The organism is Exiguobacterium indicum HHS 31 (assembly GCF_001939065.1).
Lineage (GTDB): Bacteria > Bacillota > Bacilli > Exiguobacteriales > Exiguobacteriaceae > Exiguobacterium_A > Exiguobacterium_A indicum.
In genome coordinates this window covers 49471-67571 of record NZ_MPSZ01000009.1, presented here as the reverse complement: position 1 = coordinate 67571, position 18101 = coordinate 49471, and the positions used below count along the sequence as shown (strand labels likewise).

Sequence of the window (18101 nt, the reverse complement as noted above, 5' to 3'; positions counted from 1 at the left end):
ATTTATGTATATGGTTAATTTATTTGCATTTTCAGTATATATTTTTTTCTCTTTTTCATTTTTTTCAAGCATTACTACTTTTTCACTAATAATTTTAAGTTCTTCATTTTTCTTATTTATATCAATTAGTTTTTTTTCAATTTGTTCAGATACAAAATTTATTAGTCCATTTTTTTCATTTATTATCTTCTCAAAGTCTTCTAAAGATTCAACTTTATCAATTGATTTATGTGAATGACTTAAAGAATTATATAGTAAATCAATGCTATTAATTTGCTTTCTTTTTTCATCTAATAGAATGTTTAATTCTTCAATAGAGACAGCATATTTATTGAACATTTTTTCATAATCGCTTAACAAATTAGAATCAACGTTTTTCAAAAAGGTCTTAAATTCATCTCTTTTTAATTTTAAATCTGCAACTTCTTTTTTTATTGAAGTCTCTTTGTCTGTAAAGGTTTTTAATAACATTGTTAGATTTTTTCTAAATTTAACAATGTCGTCGAAACCCATGATACTTGATAATGCTTCGTATCTTTTTTCTGGTTGCTCTTTAGATACAAAATCGGCAACTTGATCTTGTGATAATATGTAAGCATTATTTACTACTTCCCCAACTGTGCTTCTTTTATCTCTATATTCATAACCTGTTTCTAATAAAATTTTTCTAAGTTCAATATCAACTTTCTCATTTCCTATGCCAGCTTTTTTAAATTGACCATTACTTTTCTTAGTAAATATAGAGAATTGCGAATTACTAAAACCAGTTTTATTTAGCTTGAAGCTACGCTTCAAATAAAAATTTTCAAAATAAATTTCTACATAACATTCTTCGCCAATTTGAATTTCTTTATTGGCCAATGGTCTTTTAGGATCCATACTTAAAGTAAATCTAGAAATATTTCCTGTTAGACACCACTCTAATCCATCGAAAAAGGAACTTTTCCCATTACCGTTTTCTCCAAATAAAACATTATATGTTTTATTTAACTTAAATTCATGTACTTTTTTGTAATTTCTAAAATTACTAAATATAACTTTATCTATTCTCATTTCACCACTCCTTCATTATTTCATTCACTTTGTCTTGTATTTTTTTTGTTCCTAAATCCGTATAACTAGCATCTTCTTTGATCATCCAGTCATAAATTTTTTTTAATTCAGGATCATCAGTTGATAAAATTTCATTTAGTGATTTTGAAAAATTCAATTCATTAGATTCACTAGATTCTTCTTTTATAAAAGGTATTCTATATAGGTCTGAAGCTTCATTTATTACATACTTTCTTAACCCTATTGAATTCCTCTCGATATTATAGTTTTTTATAGTATTAGACGTTGACAACAAAATTAAAAAATAAGAATTCCAAATATTATAATCATTACTTCTTAAAACTTTTTTTACTCGAGTTACATCTTCAAGAATGATTTTAGAATCTATTTCTGTATATTCCTTGGCAACTAATATTTTTTCTGAAAAAGTATTTTTTGCAGTATAAAAAACTCTTCTGGATTATCTTTTATTAGTTTAGTATCATTCATTACTATAAAACTTTTAGTTGATATTATATTTAAGAGAGTAGTTTTATTCATAGTTTACACCCCAAATTATCGCTTAAATGCTTTTTTAATTCTTCCCAATTTTTACTTCGTTTCATACGACTATCATGTAAATCTCTCACTAAAAAAGTACTACCATTAATAACTTCCAAATAAAAAGAAACCTTTGAAAAAGTATCTTGATCTACTTTTGTAAAAATATTTTCCATTTCTTTTTTTAAAGGACTTTTACTTAACTGTATTTCATGTGTTCTTCCATACTCAAAATCATGATCGTCAAAATCTCCTGCTAAAACTAATTTCATATAGTTGTTATTCGCCAAATTAAATTGATCTTCAAAGCTCAAACTATTGAAAATATCTTGAAAGTATATTTCCCCTTTATGATGATTTTCTAGTTCACCTAATTGAAACAGGTTATAATTCGATTCACCGATTTTTTTTAATAACAGATTTTTTTGCGATGAATCAATACTTACTTCACCATCCTCGAGTATTTTTAGACAAAATACTAGATCAAGCATTTCTTTTAAATTAAATTCTGTAAAATCTTCTTCCAGATACGCTTCAAATTTGCTAGAAATACTTACTCTCTCGCTGTATCGACTAAGAATGCTAAATATACTTTCTCCACTTTTTATACATTGAAAAAGTTCTTGTTCAAATTTTTCGATTTGTTCTTCTAAAACTGAATAAATACTTGCTCTACGAAAATTAAGTTTTAAACTTTTGATGTAATTTTTAATTTTTCGAATTGAATCTGTAGTCTCAAAATGTTCTCTAGTCTCTATTTCGTTGTTATGACCGATTGACAACATTATCTGTTTAGCTTGATCTGCATCAATAAGTTGCATTTTTGGATTATCACGATAAGTACATTTTTCGCATAAAAATCCAATTAGTTGATCTATATCTTTTTTTACTATTTTAGTTCTTTCAGAATACAAGTCACCAAAATCAGAAGCTACTTTAAAAAAATAGCTTTCAGAAGTTTTAGAAGAAACTTTAAATCTACGCAACATATTTTTTATATAATCTTCGGATTTTATTAAATCATAATTAATATCAGAAATTGGATATTTTTTGATTTTTTCTATTAATTGTCTACATTCAGTTTCAATAAGTTCTTCATCGTAGTCATAATCGGTGTTTGATAAAAACAGCTTTGTCTTAATTTGTTTTGAATCTCTAATGATAAAGTTTGTGACTAATTCAAATTCAACTTTTACTTTTTCCAAATCTACTCCACTTGATTTCAATAATCCCTCAATTAAAAATAATTTTTGAACCCATTCTCTATAAAAATCTACTTGACCCGGTGTAACTTCTACCTCATCCTTTGTTTTCACTTGGATTATTCGAATTTTACTTTCAGAAATTAAAATTATATCTTGATGATGATCTACTAAAATGTTTGTCCATTTTCCATTAATTAATTCAATTATGTATTCAATAGTGACTAAAAACTGAAAATAAAACCCTGATACTGCAATGATCCCACCTTGATCTTTTGCAGTTTCTAAAGATAACATTTCAGCTAAATTTCTTGTGCTAATTTCTTTACCTAACAAAGTTGAAACCTGCTCTGCTGTTTTTCCTTGAATTTGGTCTTTGTAAAAAATCATTTCATCGCCACTTTTAAATTCTGGCTTGTTATTGGAAAAATTTTTAATCATTTCATCAATGTCGTTCGCTGAATTATTATTTGTACCAGAAAGCATGTTATCACTCCTAAAACTGATAAATCATCATATTTCATTCTATTCTTAATTATAATACGTTAACTAGAAAAAGCATTATAATTAATACTATTTTTTACATTTTTTTAATCGTACTCTTTTCTGTAAACAGTTATGGTATTAAAATAAATAATAGTCGGGAGTTTTAAGTATAAAAGAAAACAGATTTTATTCTCTTTAATCGATAGTTGTCACTTTAAAATACCGTAAAACCCCAATTTTAATATTAATAAATGATTCATTTTTATTGTTCATTTAACAATTAATTTTTATATAGTTTACTCTTTTTTCTTTAAAAAAATTTATATAAGAGTTGATTTCTTGACTCTTGTTCAAGGAGAATCTTGAACTCTCGCCGATGATGGATTTGGGAAGCCGTTAGATCATTGTCTATACCATTTCAAAACGCTTTACAAATCGATTCGTTGGCGGAATATTGGATCAGGCGATCGGAAAGTTCGACCAATTCTGTATTCCAACCAAGGTTGGCATTATCAATATCGAGTACTATAACTATCGTCGTATCAAAGGACAACTAAAAAAATGAGCCCAGTGGAATACCGGTCTCATTTCCTCAAGGTCGCCTGACAAATTACTTATGTCTAACTTTTTCGCTTCAGTTCACATACAGGTAGTCTAAAAGTAACCCGATGTTGATCCTCTACAAATATGATCCACATTTTAAATCAGAAATAATGCAAGTTCTTAAAAGTGGTTTGTTTTCACAAATGTTAAAACCAGTCTATGCTATATAAAGCTTTAGTATGTTGAAGAGTTTACCGCTACTTTCTTTATCAAAATAATATGTTTTAAAGGTTACTCGACTTTTGTTAAACCTAGATGCTCTCTAAATGTAGTACTTTGATAGGACACTTTAAACAATCCTCTTTTTTGTAACTCAGGAATGATCATGTCTACAAAATCTTCTAAACTTGACGGTAGTGACGGCGGCATCAAGTTGAAGCCATCTGCTACTCCCTCGTTAAACCAAAATTCCAACTGATCCACAATTTCTTCCGGAGTACCAATCAATGTTAGGTGTCCTCCTCCTGCTGCTAAATAGCCTAATAGTTCTTTGAGCGTCGGATCTGTATCATCGATAATCTCTAGAATCGTTCGATAGCGTCCGATGGGTCCGGAAAATTCCTCGATCGATGGTAAGGTCGGAATCTTTGCTTCGAGATCCCATGTGGAGCAATCTTGCTGCAAAAAGAAACTCAATTGTTTCAACGCATTTTCAACCGGTAATTTTTCATCTAGTTCGGCTTTTTTGGCTAGTGCCTCTTCTCTTGTTTTACCAACATACGTTACTAAGCCTGGGTATATCTTAATCTTTCGATCTGGTGATTCAGTTTGTGTAATTTTCTTATGGAGTTTTTCACGAAAAGCATGGGCTTGTTTAAAATTCCATGACACAGAATAGACAGCATCCGCATGTTTTGCTGCAAGGGCAATCCCTTGTTCTGACGCCCCTGCTTGCATCGCTACTGGCTTCCCTTGAGGACTACACGGTGTAGACAAGGGACCTTTTACGCTATAGTAGGATTCGGCATGATGGATGGGTTGGATTCTTTCAGGCTCAATCAATCGGTTAGTTGATCGATCCGCGAGAAAAGCCGCATGATCCCATGATAAAAATAGCTTCTCCATCAATGTAGCGAATTCGTCCGCCTTTTTATACCGCTCTTCCCTCGGTGGAAGTGCATCCATTCCGTGGTTTAGTGCTTCCCAATCTGTCATCGAGGTCACTAAGTTCCAGCCTACCCTCCCCTTCGTTACGTGATCAAGGCTTAGAAGTTGCCTTGCTACTGTATACGGATTGGAGAACGTGCTCGATATCGTAGAGACTAATCCTATATGATCCGTCACTTGAGAAATAGCCGTTAGATTAATTAAAGGATCCAACCAAAAGGCAGGTAAATCTGTCGCATTGGTAGCCGGAAAGGATTGATTGTCCGCAAAAAATACCGCATCTAAACATCCGCCTTCCGCTATTTGAGCCAAACGCTGATAATAGCGACTCTCTCCGATTTCTTCAATTGCAGAATCAGGCATCAACCATGCGGCTTGGTGATGACCACATCCATATAACAAAACGCCGATATTTAACTGATTTCTGTTCGTCATCTTCTGTTCACGAATCCCTTCTCTTACAAGCTGAGAATTTTTTAAAACGCCCGCTTTAATTCATCGTTAACCCACCATCGACTGTTACGTTTTGACCGGTAATCCCAGATGCTGCTTCTGATGCCAAAAAGGCAACCAGTTGAGCCACTTCTTCTGGGCTCGTCACTTTTTTCAACGGGGTCGATTGGGCAATTAAGTCAAATACTTCAGGGGTTGTCACAGCACTCGCATCTGTGACTTTCAATAACCCACCGGAGACGACATTCACGTTTATGCCATATTGACCTAACTCCGCGGCTAGGTTTCGAGTAAAGCCAATCAGACCTGCTTTTGCTGTTGTGTATTCATGATAAGGAACGACTGGGTTTTGATAGAGGTTTGTTCCAATGCTGATGATACTACCGCTATGTCGTTCTATAAATTGTGGCAGAACACTTTGAATGATGTGAAACGCTGCTTTAAGTGTTCCATCCAGTTGCTTTTGATAATCTTCCCACTCTAAATCGATAAACGATTTTTGCGCAACCGGATCAAATTTGAAGTCTACTAACGCATTATTCACGACAACATCGATTTGACCATAATGTGCTGTTGCGGATTGCATCATGCTCTCGACATCTTCCCGCTTCGTGACATCTGCATACAAGGCAATTGCATTCTCTACTCCCAGTTCGCTCACAAGTTGTTCTGCCGCATCCTTGCTTTTAAAGTAATTGATCACCACTTTAAATCCGTTGTGCACTAACACCCTTGCAATCGTCGCCCCAAGTCCTCGACTACTTCCTGTCACTAATACTGTTCTGCTCATTCTTGTCCACTCCCTCATCCATTTTTGCAACTTAAATAGCGAAGTTAGTAAACAAAAAACGCAACTCTCCAAAAGGAAAGTTGCGCACGTCTAAATAATCACATAGCAAAGAACGATATCATCGTCTCCGCTTGTTCATCAGAGTTTACACTTCCCTACGCTAGTACGACCTAGTTCAGGTTCAAAGGGTTTGAGTAGCTACTCATCTCAGTTTAATAACACCCCTAGTGATTCTATTTAAGTTATCTTCACTGTAGTGGTCTTGAAAACCCCTGTCAATGATTCTGACAGATAAATTCATTTCTAGTATTCTATGAAGCGAGTAAACGAGGTGAATCATGAGTCCATCACGATTACTCCGATACAGTGACATCCTGTACCAAACGATTCTTTTTAGCATTTTTATCTTTGATGATTCCTTGATACGAAATCGATTCATTTTTCGTATCGACTACCGTGACTTGGAAATCTGAATCATTGATATTAGCGATATGGTATAGCTTTCCCTGCGCAATCATCGTATAGGAGCCATTGAAGCGATAAGCATGCTGCCCTTCCACTTTATGTTGCTTGACTTGATTTGTTTTAAAGTCATAGGTGCTCCATTTAATACTTTTACTTTTTTCTGAGTCAGATGCTCCGTAAGCAATTAGTGATTGGCTGTTTTCAGCAGCATTAAAGTTCCCTTCCGCTGCATACGCATCAAGTGCTTTGATTCGTTTGATGCCTTTGCCGTTATCTAGATAATAAGCGCTATCTTTTTCTACCCCTTCCGCATCATATGCGATTTCACGATAGACAATTCCATAGTCGTTCACTGCTACATAATGACGTTCTTGATTAGTCTTAAGTTGCTCGGATTGAAGCGGCTCCACTTTTCCTTTTGCAAGGTTGAGTAATAACACCGTCGATTTTTCCTTTGTTCCATGATCATCCCGTTGGACGTATACGTTCATGCCGTCTTGATGAAAGACACGGATGTCAGCCATTTCACGATCCGGTACCGTTAAACGATGAGAAAGCGTCTTTTTAAACTGTTTCTGTGTACTTCTGTCATAAGAATGATAGTTCAACTGAGATGCCTTTACTTCAATTCCGTATGTTCGCGAGCCCATTTCACTAGTAAATACGTCTTCCTTAGAAAGAAATCGATAGAAATCAGCAGGGAAGTCTGCAGCATAGCTATTGAACAACCCTGTGATATAGTTCTGCGACTCACTATGAATTTGACCGTCCAATTGGATATTGTATCGAGTAGGCTTGATGTCTCCATTTTCAATCTCGATGTTTACTTTTTTAAGAGCATCTGCATTTTCTTTTCGTATACTCTCGACTTCATAATCCGATCCTTTAATGCTTGCAGCGTAACCAAAATAACTGAGTAAGGTGACGCCAGCAATGCTTCCTACGATGATCATTTCCTTATATCGTCTCATGACTTCCTCCTTCTAATGATTAAATAGATACTTTATGGTTCAGTAGTCGAACACATTTCCAACTTATATATATAAAATAGATGAGAATAAAGGAAAGATAGACGAATACCTGTTGATTCGGAATGAGCATGCTAGTCAAATCAAATAAGTAACGTAATGCAATGAATGGTACGATCAAGAGCGCTACATCCTTTGCGATCGTCAGCAAAGCTTTCCCTTTTTGATAGGACCGCTCCGTCAAGACGAACAAGAAGACCATCGTGATGACGAAGAGTGCGAGCGCTAGAATGACGAATGTATCGATCACATTGAAGGTATAGAGCATGTTCAACGCAGCTGACTCCCCGATGATTTTGGACGCTGCTTGTAAATGTTCCGGGAGTAACCATTCGTAGAGTCGACGACTTATAAGAATCGTGATCCACTGGATGCCCATGAAACCACATACAAATACCAATACTGTTGTCAGTTTGGATAAGAGGATTGTGATGCGTTTACCCGGTAGCATCAATAAACGGTAGATGTACTTGGACTCGCCATACCAATCGCGGTACCAAATTTGAAAGGCATATAGAATCGTGAACATGATACCGATGGCAATCATGTACTTGAAGTAGTTGGTCGCATCGCCAAACGTCAAAGGTCCATTCAGTTGATCAACAGCTTCCATTTCCGTAAGTCGCTCTTTTTTCATCAAATCCTCCAGCTTGGATTGATAATGAAGAACCTGATATACGACCGATGTGAGTTCAACAATCACTAACATCGTCAATATCGAAAGGTATAGTTTGAAGCTTCGCTTGATTTCCTCGTTTGATAGCATAAAGAATTTCTTCATGTCTGATAAACCTCCCTCATTCGATCCTGTACTGATTTCCCGTAAAGCTCACGCATCTCTTCCGAGTCATCTTCCTGTATGATGGTCCCGTTCTGAAGAAAAATAACGCGGTCGATGAGATGTTCCACTTCTGCAATCTCATGAGTCGTCATCAAGATGCCCTTCCCTTCCATATAGTGACTAGAGAAGATCCACGCAATTTGTTCTTTCGTAAATAAATCAATCCCAGCCAACGGTTCATCGAGCAGTAAGTAAGGTCGATTCATCGCAAATCCAATCAATAGATTAACCTTTGCTTTATTCCCTTTCGATAAATTGGCGATGCGGTCTGTCGCCATCAGTTTAAAGAACCCCATCAGTTCCTCTGCTACTTGTTGGTTCCAATCCGGATAGTAGTCGCGCATATAAGCGATAGCTTCTCCGACACTCATGTATCCAGGCATTGTTGAAAGATCGGGTACAAACGCGATGGAATCATGTATCGTTTTCCCATCCACTTTGATTGTTCCAGCATCCACTGGAACTAAGCCCATGATCGCTTTCAAAATGGTGGATTTGCCTTCTCCATTCAATCCAATAAGGCAGGTAAGTTGATTTAATGGAACAGTGAACGATACATCGTTCAGGACATTCTTTTTTCGACCATATGATTTTCGTAATCCACGGACTTCAAGCATCTAGCTCACTCCTTTTTCGAATGTTGTATTCTTTTTCAAAATTAATGATGACCTCTTCTAATGGAATCTGGATCGCATATATCGACTCTACGAATTGCTTCACTGCATTTTCAAGAAGCTCTATTCGCGCTCGATCAATGATGGATTGATCCATCGTCACCTTACTCGGTACGTTACGGTCGGTTGTAATCAACCGCTGCTCCTCTAGTTCCTTATATACTTTTTGCGCGGTATTAGGATGAATTTTAAGCTCACTTGCTAATGCTCGACGCGAAGGGATACTTTCTCCTCTTTTGAATTCACCTATAACGATTCGTTTTTTAAACCAATGGAGAACCTGTAGATAAATAGGGCTACGTTGATCAAAATGCAATAACATCACCTCTCTTGATGAACGTTGTATTAAAACAATAATACACTTCTTAACTGTATGATATGTGCAGTACAGTGATAAGTCAACGCTTATTTTTTAAATCTTTCAGTTTGATTTTAAATAACTGATATGACTTACTTTTGTTTATGATAAAAATTTCGCTTTTTAATAAAAGGCTAAAATATAGAATTAATAAAAAAATCCTTAAATCACTCCATTTAAAGGATTGAGAAATATGGAGGCATCGCTGGATGTTCTAATCAATTTATAGCAAACCAACATGTTATAGTTTTCTTTTCAAAAACAAAAAGAATTAAAAGATTAAGCGAAATTACTTAAATAAAATATTTTACTAAATAAGTATGTTTTTTATTATGGTTACGAATTTATAAGAAGGTATCCTATCTCATTTGTTTTAAAAAGTATGAGCACAGGATTGAAAACAAGCGAAATCGTCTATTCAGTCCTCTTATTTTGCAACACACCTATCGATGAGATAAATTGTTATTTATGCAATTAGTATGAAAATAGTGAAGTCTATTTCAAATACGCTATAGTAAAATTTAGAGGTCTTTGACCTAATATAAGGAGGTATACAATGAAATACTCACTATTAGGAATTGCAATTATACTTTTTGGAGTCGCTATCATGATCGCATACAGTTCAACTGGGTATGGCTATCTGTTAGGCACAAAATTTGGTCTGACGATTTCTTTTATCGGACTGGTCATCAATATACTTAGTCTTTTTATTAAAAGTGACAGAGATCGTTTGAAATAACCGTCTTTACTATGTCTGAGTAAGCACAGGATTCATACATAAGAGGCAGTTCTCTTTCACCTGTGTTGATAGATCAAATCTTGAACATACTTTGAAATATTTAATTACATCTAGAAATTTAATCGTGTTTTCTCAGATAATCGACCATTGTCACAGCATGGCTCAAGGTTTCTCATCGCCTTATGACATGCTGTTTTCAATTTTTAAAAATTTTTCTATCTTAATTGAGTCTTATAACAATACAGTTCGTCCGTTCCACTCCTTTTGTCCACATCCAATGACTTACGCTTGACGTACCCATGACATTCTAATTCTTTACTTTGTATTTCTAAAGATTTAAGACATGTAAATAGATTTAAGGTGATTTTGGCTTATTTCACATCATTTATTTTAGAAGATATCGGTTCTAATGATGATTTGAATAATTACTTACATCTACTTAATTTATGTATCCCTATCGCTAGATCAGTAAAAACTAGTACTTTACCTCTTAACAAAGTTATCTTTAATTCGAAAAATATATGAAAAGAAAATAAAATTTAGCGTATTTAATGTTTTTTTCTTACTAAGCTGTAAAATAAAAATAACGTATACATTTCATTAAAAAGGAGGTGAATATATGCAGATTCGTAGAGGAATTCTACTTGTCGTGATTGCGATTGTATACCTTTTACTGTTTACCATCACCTTTTGGAGTATCATTGGTCTATTTATCACTATTTTAGGTCTATATTTCTACTTCAAACCAAGACTTCGCAGTCCTGTCAAATATCCCGTGGTTGTTGTTTGGCTAGGTGTTTTCATCGCTTTTGCAATTTCTATCTATATGGTGAAAGGAACAGAGACGCAAAATGCAGAAATCAAGTCTTCTTCAAAAGACTCGAAAACGTTAATTGCATTTAAAAAAGAAGCGACGGAATTGAAAACATCTTTGCAAAATACACAACGTAAGCTTAAAGAACAGCAACAAGAAATAAAAAAGTTGAAAGAGGGGTTAACACGCAAGGAAGAATTACGCCTACAAGCGGTTGAAAGTTATCAAGAGGAAGCAGACAAACGTTCTGCCCTTGAAAGTGAATTGAAAGAAGAAGAGACAAAACGAATCGCGGCCGAAGAGAAAGTGGATGAACTCCAGTCATCCTTAGCAAGTATTGAAACTTTGATGGAAGAATCGGAAAACCTTGCTGACGAGGAGTACGAGGAAATCCCTGAAGAAGAATATGTAGAAGAAGAAGTCGCAACAGAGTTAGAATACGATCCGAATGGCGCAGATCGAGATTGTGGTGATTTTTCAAGCGCACAGGCTGCTCAAGATTTTTATCTGGCTGCCGGAGGTCCTGTCAACGATCCTCATGACTTAGACCGTGATAACGACGGGAATGCTTGTGATTGGAACTGATTTCTTTGTCAGATCTTTTTCGCATGTCGTATTTTTCATACATGTATCTTTTTTTCTTATCCAACTTTACTTTATGAAATCAATAAAAAATGATTAGGTGGTAATATATCATGAATCAAGGTGTAGAAGACATCAATCATTCGGTCTCCATTGAAGCTCCTATTGAAGAGGTCTGGGATCGAATCTCGACCGCTCGTTCTCTATCACAATGGTTTATGCCGAATGATCTCATTGCACGTCCAGGATATGAGTTTCATCTTCAATCCCCTTTTGGTCCATCTCCTTGTACAGTACTCAGCGTACTGCCAGAGAAAGAATTGTCATTCCGTTGGGATGAGGATGGATGGATTGTAACTTTTTCTTTAAGTACAATGAATGACCTTACAATCTTTACGGTGAATCATAGCGGTTGGAAAAATGCGAATGATCTTGTCCCGAAGGTAAAGCAACCACAAGGTCAAGTTCGTAATTTCATGTCCCAAGGCTGGTATGGGATGTTGCAAAAATTGAAAGAAACTCTTTAATCAAAGGCGTGTACATTTTTCTTTGCCAAAGTATAGTCTGTGATTTCAAGACGACCTCCCGTATAGTTTTTTTAGGTTAGACATTATTAAAGCAAAAGGAAGTGTCGTCATGTTTGATCGGTTTAATAAAGAACAGCACCAACAAATTATTCAGTCCATTCAAGATTTTTTCCTAGAAGAGCGCGATGAAGAATTATCCGAGTTCGCCGCAGAACGTGTTTTGGATTTCATCAAAGAATCGATTGCCGTTCATTTTTATAATGTGGGGATACAAGATGCTCATGCAGCGGTGTTAAACCAATTCTCTTCATTAGATGATGAATTGTTAACGCTTGAACGTCCACTATCTAAATAATGATGATAGAGACATCATTTCATTCTGTTCTAATTAAAAAGTGTGCGCCGGCGCACACTTTTTAATTTTTGTTTACTATTATGCAAAACATATCATACAGAGTTTTATTTATGTAAATCACTATATCTTACTTATTTAATCTAAGCTATATGTACTGTAGGATCATTTCAATCGAATATATTGAATCATTTTATAGATAAAATAGAGAACGACCATGATAAAAAAGATATTACCTAAAACTTCTAAGAATGCGATCTGATCCATCTCCGCCACTCTCCTTTTAGCTGAACTAAAATGTATAGTTGAATTGACCTGAATTCTAACATACTTTGATTCTTAAACGAAACCCTTGCTTTTAGATTTCCAAGATGGAGTATACATTTTTTTATAAATATCCGTTTTTATTTTACAGTGTTAGATGCTTAAGCTTTACTACCCAATGCATTATAAAATGGAATAGGTATAATGAACATTTCGGGTTAAATGTATATTAACTATTTTTATTAAGATTATGGTGAGTGAAATAATAAAAAGTATGCGCCGGCGCATACTTTTTATTTTGTATTTTTTAACGTTATTAAAGTGTTTTTTTTTTGTAAATAAATCTTATATACTTAAAAGAAGAAATACATAATAAAACCGTTATTGTGCTTAGCGTAAAGGAGAATACATTGAAACTTGAACGTTTACTAGCTATTATTTTTAAATTACTACATCGCTCTACTATTTCTGCGACACAATTAGCCGAGGAATTAAATGTCTCTCAAAGAACGATTTATCGAGATATCGAAACGATCAGTGCAGCCGGTATTCCAATTACCTCATACCATGGAACAAACGGCGGATTTGGTATTATGGAGAACTACAAATGGGATAAAACGTTTTTAGATACTTCTTCTATGGTTGAGGTATTATCTTTAGTAAAAAGCTTATCGGATCAATTAAATGATCAAGATCTCAAAAAAACACTTGATCGCTTATCTATTCTCACAGAAGAAGAACAAAAGAACTACTTACACATTGATTTAACGCATTTTTCTGTTGATCCTTCTGATTTAATTGATTTACAAAAAAGCATTAAAGAATCAAAACGAATTAGCTTTCAATATATTAGTGCTCAAAATGAACAGACTACGCGAGAGGTCGATCCGCTTTCTCTACAGTATAAATTCCGGACTTGGTACTTATACGCTTATTGTCATTTAAGAAATGACTATCGAGAATTTAAAGTATCGCATATCCTTCATCTTCAGAGATTGACTACCTCTAATATGGATTCTCATTCTTTACCGAAAGAGAGTCCATTAGTTGATCCCCCAAGAGAACGTATCATTCTACGTGTCCATCCTCAATCCATCCATTTAATATTGAATTATTTTAACCATCAATCGATGATTCAAGAAGAAGATGGGAGTGTTACCGTGACATTGATGTTGCCCACACCCTTAAATGCAGAATGGCTTATCAACATATTATTAAGTTTTAGATCAGGAGTCGTTGTTATTCATCCTCTGTACTTACAGGATGTTTTAAAAAATGAAGCTAAAAAAATAGTCAGATTATATGAGGATATATGACAATCAGTTGTCATATATCCTTTTTTATAATCAACGTAGTTAGACAACAAATACTACTACTATTAAAGGAGCGATTTAAATGAATGCGGGAAAAACAATGATTTCTTATCATGAATGGGCAATGAACACGATGTTAGATCATCTAAATGAATTACCGAAAGAAGTTTTAAAAAATGAGATAAAAAGCTCTTATCCCAGTATTGCTAAAACACTTAGCCATATTCTTGCTGTTGATACCATGTGGATTCAAATTCTAGAAAAAGTAGATCTTCAACAAGCATTACAAGATGCGATGAGTCAAATACCGTTCACTGATGAATATACAATTGAAGAATTCAAAATGGCATTCAAAAATGTCGGATCAAAATATCAAACCTTCTTAAACAAAAACTTAGACCTCACTGTGATGATAGATGTAAACAACCCTTGGTCTGGTACGCGGCAAACAACCTTTGAAGAAATTCTCTTACACGTATCTAACCATGGGACGTACCATTTAGGGAATATCACTACCATGCTTAGAGAACAAAATGAAACTTCACTCATGATGGATTATTCTCTTTTTTGGTATGAAGACACAACAGTTACATTATGAAGGGACGTATTAATAGTTAGTAAGCAATTAGAAATTCTGTTTTAAAGCAAAAAAGTGTGCGCCGGCGCACACTTTTTTGCTTATATGATTTATGGTAAGCCTTGAAGATACACGAACTATATCCTAAGAATAAAAATCGAAGGCGCAATTTCGTTTCATACATGTTTCATCAACTAATTTATTCTCTCATCGATCAACTCATTTTTTTTAAAAGGTTTCTTCGCAGTATATACAGTTTTGTTTCACGTGAAACCTTATCTACTTTATGTTTTCCCAATTTATACGTATCAGACTGATGTTTCGTAAGAACGTGAGGCTTTAGATGTAATCTCTTATACCATCTCTATGTTTGGGAGGATTAGTTTTTAGTGAGCAACGAAAGCATTACTTCTCAAACTCCTGTGAATGAGGTGACGGAAAAAATATAGAGTCCCTACATTGCAGTTAATGTAAAAGGTATGTTCCCTTTCTTAGAGGCTGTCATCCCGCACATGAAAAAACAATTCGAAGATGCAATCGTCATCTTGGAGAGCATACGGTATCGGTTCTTTCATTCCTTATGCATTACGAAATCGGCCACTCATACAATGACAGATTTACTTGCCATCTCACTCGCACCTGACATTCGCGTTAATTGTATCTCTTCTGAAGCGGTCGCCACGCATTGGTGGGCTGGGATTGAGGAACGGATGCATGGTTTAGCAGGTAACCTTCCCTTAAAGAGAATCTCCACACCGGAGGATATCGCAGAGGCTATTCTATTCCAGTTGACACAACCATCCATAACATGAAAAGTCTTCGTGATGGATAATGGTCAAACACTTTAATTTTTAAACGACACAAGACAGATTTAAATCGATATCTGTTTTCAAAAAGTGTGCGCCGGCGCACACTTTTATCTAATTTCCCTACTACTCTTCAGACATGCTATGCTAGCTATATCGAATTAAGGGGGCGTGCATTATGGACTCTACCTCATCCGTCCAACATAGACAACTTGTTGTATCTCAAGCAGCGAAGACATTGCTTGAAAACGATGTCACCGAACAACTGATTTCTATCGATATTATTGATGTCGAAGCTTATGTCAATCAACTTTACGAAGAATATTATGAATTTCAAAATGAAGAAGATGTTTATACCAAGCTTCGCTATTATTCCTTTAAGAAATTAAAACGGCGCTGGGTACGGGCAGCCGTAAAAAACTACGTTGAGAATAAAGGTCCGATGAAAGAACTACGAGGACTTCATAAGATGTATTTAGAGTACTGGGACATTGCGGGAAAAGAAGGTTTCCAGCGAAAGTTCTCCGCTGATAGTGTTGAGAAATTGATGCAAGAACACATACAGGAACTTGAAGAATGGGCTGAAAATAACAACTTGCTGATTCATACGTATCCGCACTGGGGACAAAAAACGAAGAATCAGCAAACGACAACAATGCGGACCGATATTCTAATGGTTATTGGCGAGGTTGCGAAGGAATTGAAACGTGCGCAACCAAAAGCACACGTTGCCACTTCTACCTCAATTACGGTACCATTCTTTGGAATCGCTGATCGCATGAAAAATACGACGGAAAAGTTCAATCAAGGAGAAGGTATGTTGACGGACTTATCTCTTGATCTCCACGACTTCTCCGCTGTCGTTCCTAAATACAAACAAGGTATACCGACGAATTTATCGGTTCTCGTCAGTAACGAGTTTCTTGCAGAACTCGACGGTAAAGTCCCCGATCTTGATGCTCGTGATTTTGAGGCCTTTAACGAAATTCTGTCATATCGCGATGTGACGTTTCAAACGAGTCGAAAGATCGTCTTCCCAATCTCAAAACTTGTCAAAAAGATTTATGGAAACGATAGCGGGAAAAGCTATACTCTCACAACCCAACGTCTTGTAAAACTCGGTTATTATCGCGTAGCTGTTAGAAATGAGGAAGGGGACCTCTCGATCTTTGGTCTCTTCTCCTCGGTTAAAATTAGTAATGCTTCATCTGTTAAGCGGGACACACAAATTACCGTCACTGTCTCAGAGGAAGTCTATGATGATTTATTAAAACAACAGATCATTAGCATCTATGGTGAACAAATTGAGCGATTAAAAGGAACGTTCGCTTATCATTTATCCTTTGTACTTCAAAAGGAACGACTTAACTCGTATCAGTTAAACGAAGCAATGCCCGCGAAACGACATTGGCGGCAGTTTACACACTCGATTCGATTTAATAAGAGTCGAAAAGCAGAAAACTTGAAAGAGCTTGAAACTAACTTGGATCGTATCAAAGAACTTGATTTTATCATTCAAGATTGGCATCGGTCCGGTGACTACTATTTCTTATACTTCCATCCCTTGGAACGCTGGGAACATGATGATCGCCGCAATGCCCTTCTCCTATAAGTAATATCAAGCAGATCAATAGAAAGTAGTCTTCTTCCATTCTTCATAGATTCAAATAAAAGAGCGTATGAGATCATGAATCTCGTACGCTCTTTTGAATGCTAGTTATGATTTTCCTTAAAACTATATGATGGTAAATAAGCGTTTTTCCTCATATCCTTAATCTACATTGTCTTTGTCCTATTAAATCGAGATTAGCTATCGTGTCATGTTGCCATTGAAAAATATGGTCGCTTTATGATCGCTTTAACAGCAATACAATAATCAAAGATAAGCAGCATTAAGCACTCAGCCATGCTCATGTACACTTTGATAATCACACTCATATATTTATATAAACGATCATTTTAAAAGATCTGTAAAGTAGTACCAATATAAATGGTCGTATATGAAGCAATAAGCAACAAATTAGGAACATATGTTCTGTTTAATTTTCTGTTTTTCTCCTTGTTGTAAGAACTCACGTATAATTGGATGTCTTATTCCCCAGTACATCTATTGATTGTACATGTCGAATCGTGTCGGAAAACGACCATTTTTTAAATTTAGACGTTATTTACCGTACTGAAACAGCACTTTTTCTTATATTTTTAGCATTTTTGTCGGATTTGACCGTACTGAAACAACACTTCATCGATTTAGGTCGTCGATCACCGTACCAAAACAACAGTTCTATAGTTTTGGTCGTTGATTACCGTACCAGAATGACCTTTTTGCAGTTTAGAACACTTTTTAAAAATTATTTTAAAGCGACTAACTTATCCATTTGGTCGTCATGTACCGTACTCAAACGACACTTTTAGACATTTTAGTCGCTCTATCCCGTACTGAAATGACACTTTTAATCATTTGGTCGTTATGTACCGTACCAGAATGACATATTGCATCGCTATATGTATGAATTTAATCAAGAAA

At 35.2% G+C, this 18101-nt stretch carries 16 protein-coding genes and 1 riboswitch; of the genes, 7 read left to right on the top strand and 9 right to left on the bottom strand.

Features of this window, described 5'->3' with window-relative positions:
• From N179_RS14970 to N179_RS14930, 9 genes are all read right to left on the bottom strand, one after another.
• The coding region (locus N179_RS14970) for an AAA family ATPase (RefSeq protein WP_143404493.1) at window positions 1-1053 on the bottom strand (1053 nt) is incomplete at its 3' end.
• A gap of 1 nt (window position 1054) precedes the next feature.
• Entirely contained in the window at window positions 1055-1426 is a 372-nt protein-coding gene (locus N179_RS17295; protein WP_423752128.1) for an ABC-three component system middle component 1, read from the bottom strand.
• A gap of 163 nt (window positions 1427-1589) precedes the next feature.
• Entirely contained in the window at window positions 1590-3281 is a 1692-nt protein-coding gene (locus N179_RS14960; RefSeq protein ID WP_075643120.1) for a hypothetical protein, read from the bottom strand.
• Between the two features lie 834 nt (window positions 3282-4115).
• Window positions 4116-5426: an LLM class flavin-dependent oxidoreductase gene (locus N179_RS14955; RefSeq protein WP_075643119.1), complete on the bottom strand. Its 1311-nt coding sequence runs from the start codon at window positions 5424-5426 to the stop codon at window positions 4116-4118.
• Between the two features lie 55 nt (window positions 5427-5481).
• Window positions 5482-6234, bottom strand: coding sequence for a 3-oxoacyl-ACP reductase (locus tag N179_RS14950; RefSeq protein WP_075643118.1), 753 nt, complete (start codon window positions 6232-6234; stop codon window positions 5482-5484).
• A 135-nt stretch (window positions 6235-6369) separates the two neighbouring features.
• Window positions 6370-6470: riboswitch (TPP riboswitch) on the bottom strand.
• A gap of 117 nt (window positions 6471-6587) precedes the next feature.
• Window positions 6588-7670 (bottom strand): hypothetical protein, encoded by a 1083-nt coding sequence (locus N179_RS14945; RefSeq protein ID WP_055966368.1) that lies wholly within the window; start codon window positions 7668-7670, stop codon window positions 6588-6590.
• Between the two features lie 19 nt (window positions 7671-7689).
• On the bottom strand, window positions 7690-8508 hold the full coding sequence (locus N179_RS14940) for a hypothetical protein (RefSeq protein WP_055966366.1): 819 nt from the start codon (window positions 8506-8508) through the stop codon (window positions 7690-7692).
• Window positions 8505-9185 (bottom strand): ABC transporter ATP-binding protein, encoded by a 681-nt coding sequence (locus N179_RS14935; protein ID WP_055966364.1) that lies wholly within the window; start codon window positions 9183-9185, stop codon window positions 8505-8507. The genes N179_RS14940 and N179_RS14935 overlap by 4 nt, the downstream gene beginning before the upstream one ends.
• Entirely contained in the window at window positions 9178-9564 is a 387-nt protein-coding gene (locus N179_RS14930) for a GntR family transcriptional regulator (protein ID WP_055966362.1), read from the bottom strand. Before N179_RS14930 ends, N179_RS14935 begins: the two co-directional genes overlap by 8 nt.
• 1394 nt (window positions 9565-10958) lie before the next feature.
• Between N179_RS14930 and N179_RS14920 the strand changes: the two genes are divergently transcribed.
• The 7 genes from N179_RS14920 to N179_RS14890 all read left to right on the top strand — a co-directional run bounded on the left by N179_RS14920 (window position 10959) and on the right by N179_RS14890 (window position 17186).
• Window positions 10959-11738, top strand: coding sequence for an O-antigen polymerase (locus N179_RS14920; RefSeq protein WP_055966358.1), 780 nt, complete (start codon window positions 10959-10961; stop codon window positions 11736-11738).
• 110 nt (window positions 11739-11848) lie between these two features.
• Window positions 11849-12262, top strand: a complete 414-nt coding sequence (locus N179_RS14915) for an SRPBCC family protein (protein WP_055966355.1) — start codon at window positions 11849-11851, stop codon at window positions 12260-12262.
• 109 nt (window positions 12263-12371) lie between these two features.
• Window positions 12372-12617, top strand: a complete 246-nt coding sequence (locus N179_RS14910) for a DUF2164 family protein (RefSeq protein ID WP_055966353.1) — start codon at window positions 12372-12374, stop codon at window positions 12615-12617.
• 671 nt (window positions 12618-13288) lie between these two features.
• On the top strand, window positions 13289-14194 hold the full coding sequence (locus tag N179_RS14905) for a helix-turn-helix transcriptional regulator (RefSeq protein ID WP_055966350.1): 906 nt from the start codon (window positions 13289-13291) through the stop codon (window positions 14192-14194).
• A gap of 79 nt (window positions 14195-14273) precedes the next feature.
• Entirely contained in the window at window positions 14274-14789 is a 516-nt protein-coding gene (locus N179_RS14900; RefSeq protein WP_055966347.1) for a DinB family protein, read from the top strand.
• Between the two features lie 491 nt (window positions 14790-15280).
• A complete protein-coding gene (locus N179_RS14895; protein WP_235515853.1) occupies window positions 15281-15580 on the top strand; it encodes an SDR family oxidoreductase in 300 nt (99 codons plus the stop codon).
• A gap of 172 nt (window positions 15581-15752) precedes the next feature.
• Window positions 15753-17186, top strand: a complete 1434-nt coding sequence (locus N179_RS14890) for a hypothetical protein (protein WP_055966333.1) — start codon at window positions 15753-15755, stop codon at window positions 17184-17186.
• Window positions 17187-18101 lie beyond the last annotated feature (915 nt).

What these genes read in the sequence shown, in the direction of transcription:
- N179_RS14910 (WP_055966353.1), top strand. Translation starts at nt 12,372, where the DNA reads ATGTTTGATCGGTTTAATAAAGAACAGCACCAACAAATTATTCAGTCC.
- N179_RS14890 (WP_055966333.1), top strand. Translation starts at nt 15,753, where the DNA reads ATGGACTCTACCTCATCCGTCCAACATAGACAACTTGTTGTATCTCAA.
- N179_RS14945 (WP_055966368.1), bottom strand. Translation starts at nt 7,670, where the DNA reads ATGAGACGATATAAGGAAATGATCATCGTAGGAAGCATTGCTGGCGTC.
- N179_RS14930 (WP_055966362.1), bottom strand. Translation starts at nt 9,564, where the DNA reads ATGTTATTGCATTTTGATCAACGTAGCCCTATTTATCTACAGGTTCTC.
- N179_RS14900 (WP_055966347.1), top strand. Translation starts at nt 14,274, where the DNA reads ATGAATGCGGGAAAAACAATGATTTCTTATCATGAATGGGCAATGAAC.
- N179_RS14920 (WP_055966358.1), top strand. Translation starts at nt 10,959, where the DNA reads ATGCAGATTCGTAGAGGAATTCTACTTGTCGTGATTGCGATTGTATAC.
- N179_RS14895 (WP_235515853.1), top strand. Translation starts at nt 15,281, where the DNA reads ATGAAAAAACAATTCGAAGATGCAATCGTCATCTTGGAGAGCATACGG.
- N179_RS14950 (WP_075643118.1), bottom strand. Translation starts at nt 6,234, where the DNA reads ATGAGCAGAACAGTATTAGTGACAGGAAGTAGTCGAGGACTTGGGGCG.
- N179_RS14935 (WP_055966364.1), bottom strand. Translation starts at nt 9,185, where the DNA reads ATGCTTGAAGTCCGTGGATTACGAAAATCATATGGTCGAAAAAAGAAT.
- N179_RS14915 (WP_055966355.1), top strand. Translation starts at nt 11,849, where the DNA reads ATGAATCAAGGTGTAGAAGACATCAATCATTCGGTCTCCATTGAAGCT.
- N179_RS14940 (WP_055966366.1), bottom strand. Translation starts at nt 8,508, where the DNA reads ATGAAGAAATTCTTTATGCTATCAAACGAGGAAATCAAGCGAAGCTTC.
- N179_RS14955 (WP_075643119.1), bottom strand. Translation starts at nt 5,426, where the DNA reads ATGACGAACAGAAATCAGTTAAATATCGGCGTTTTGTTATATGGATGT.
- N179_RS14960 (WP_075643120.1), bottom strand. Translation starts at nt 3,281, where the DNA reads ATGCTTTCTGGTACAAATAATAATTCAGCGAACGACATTGATGAAATG.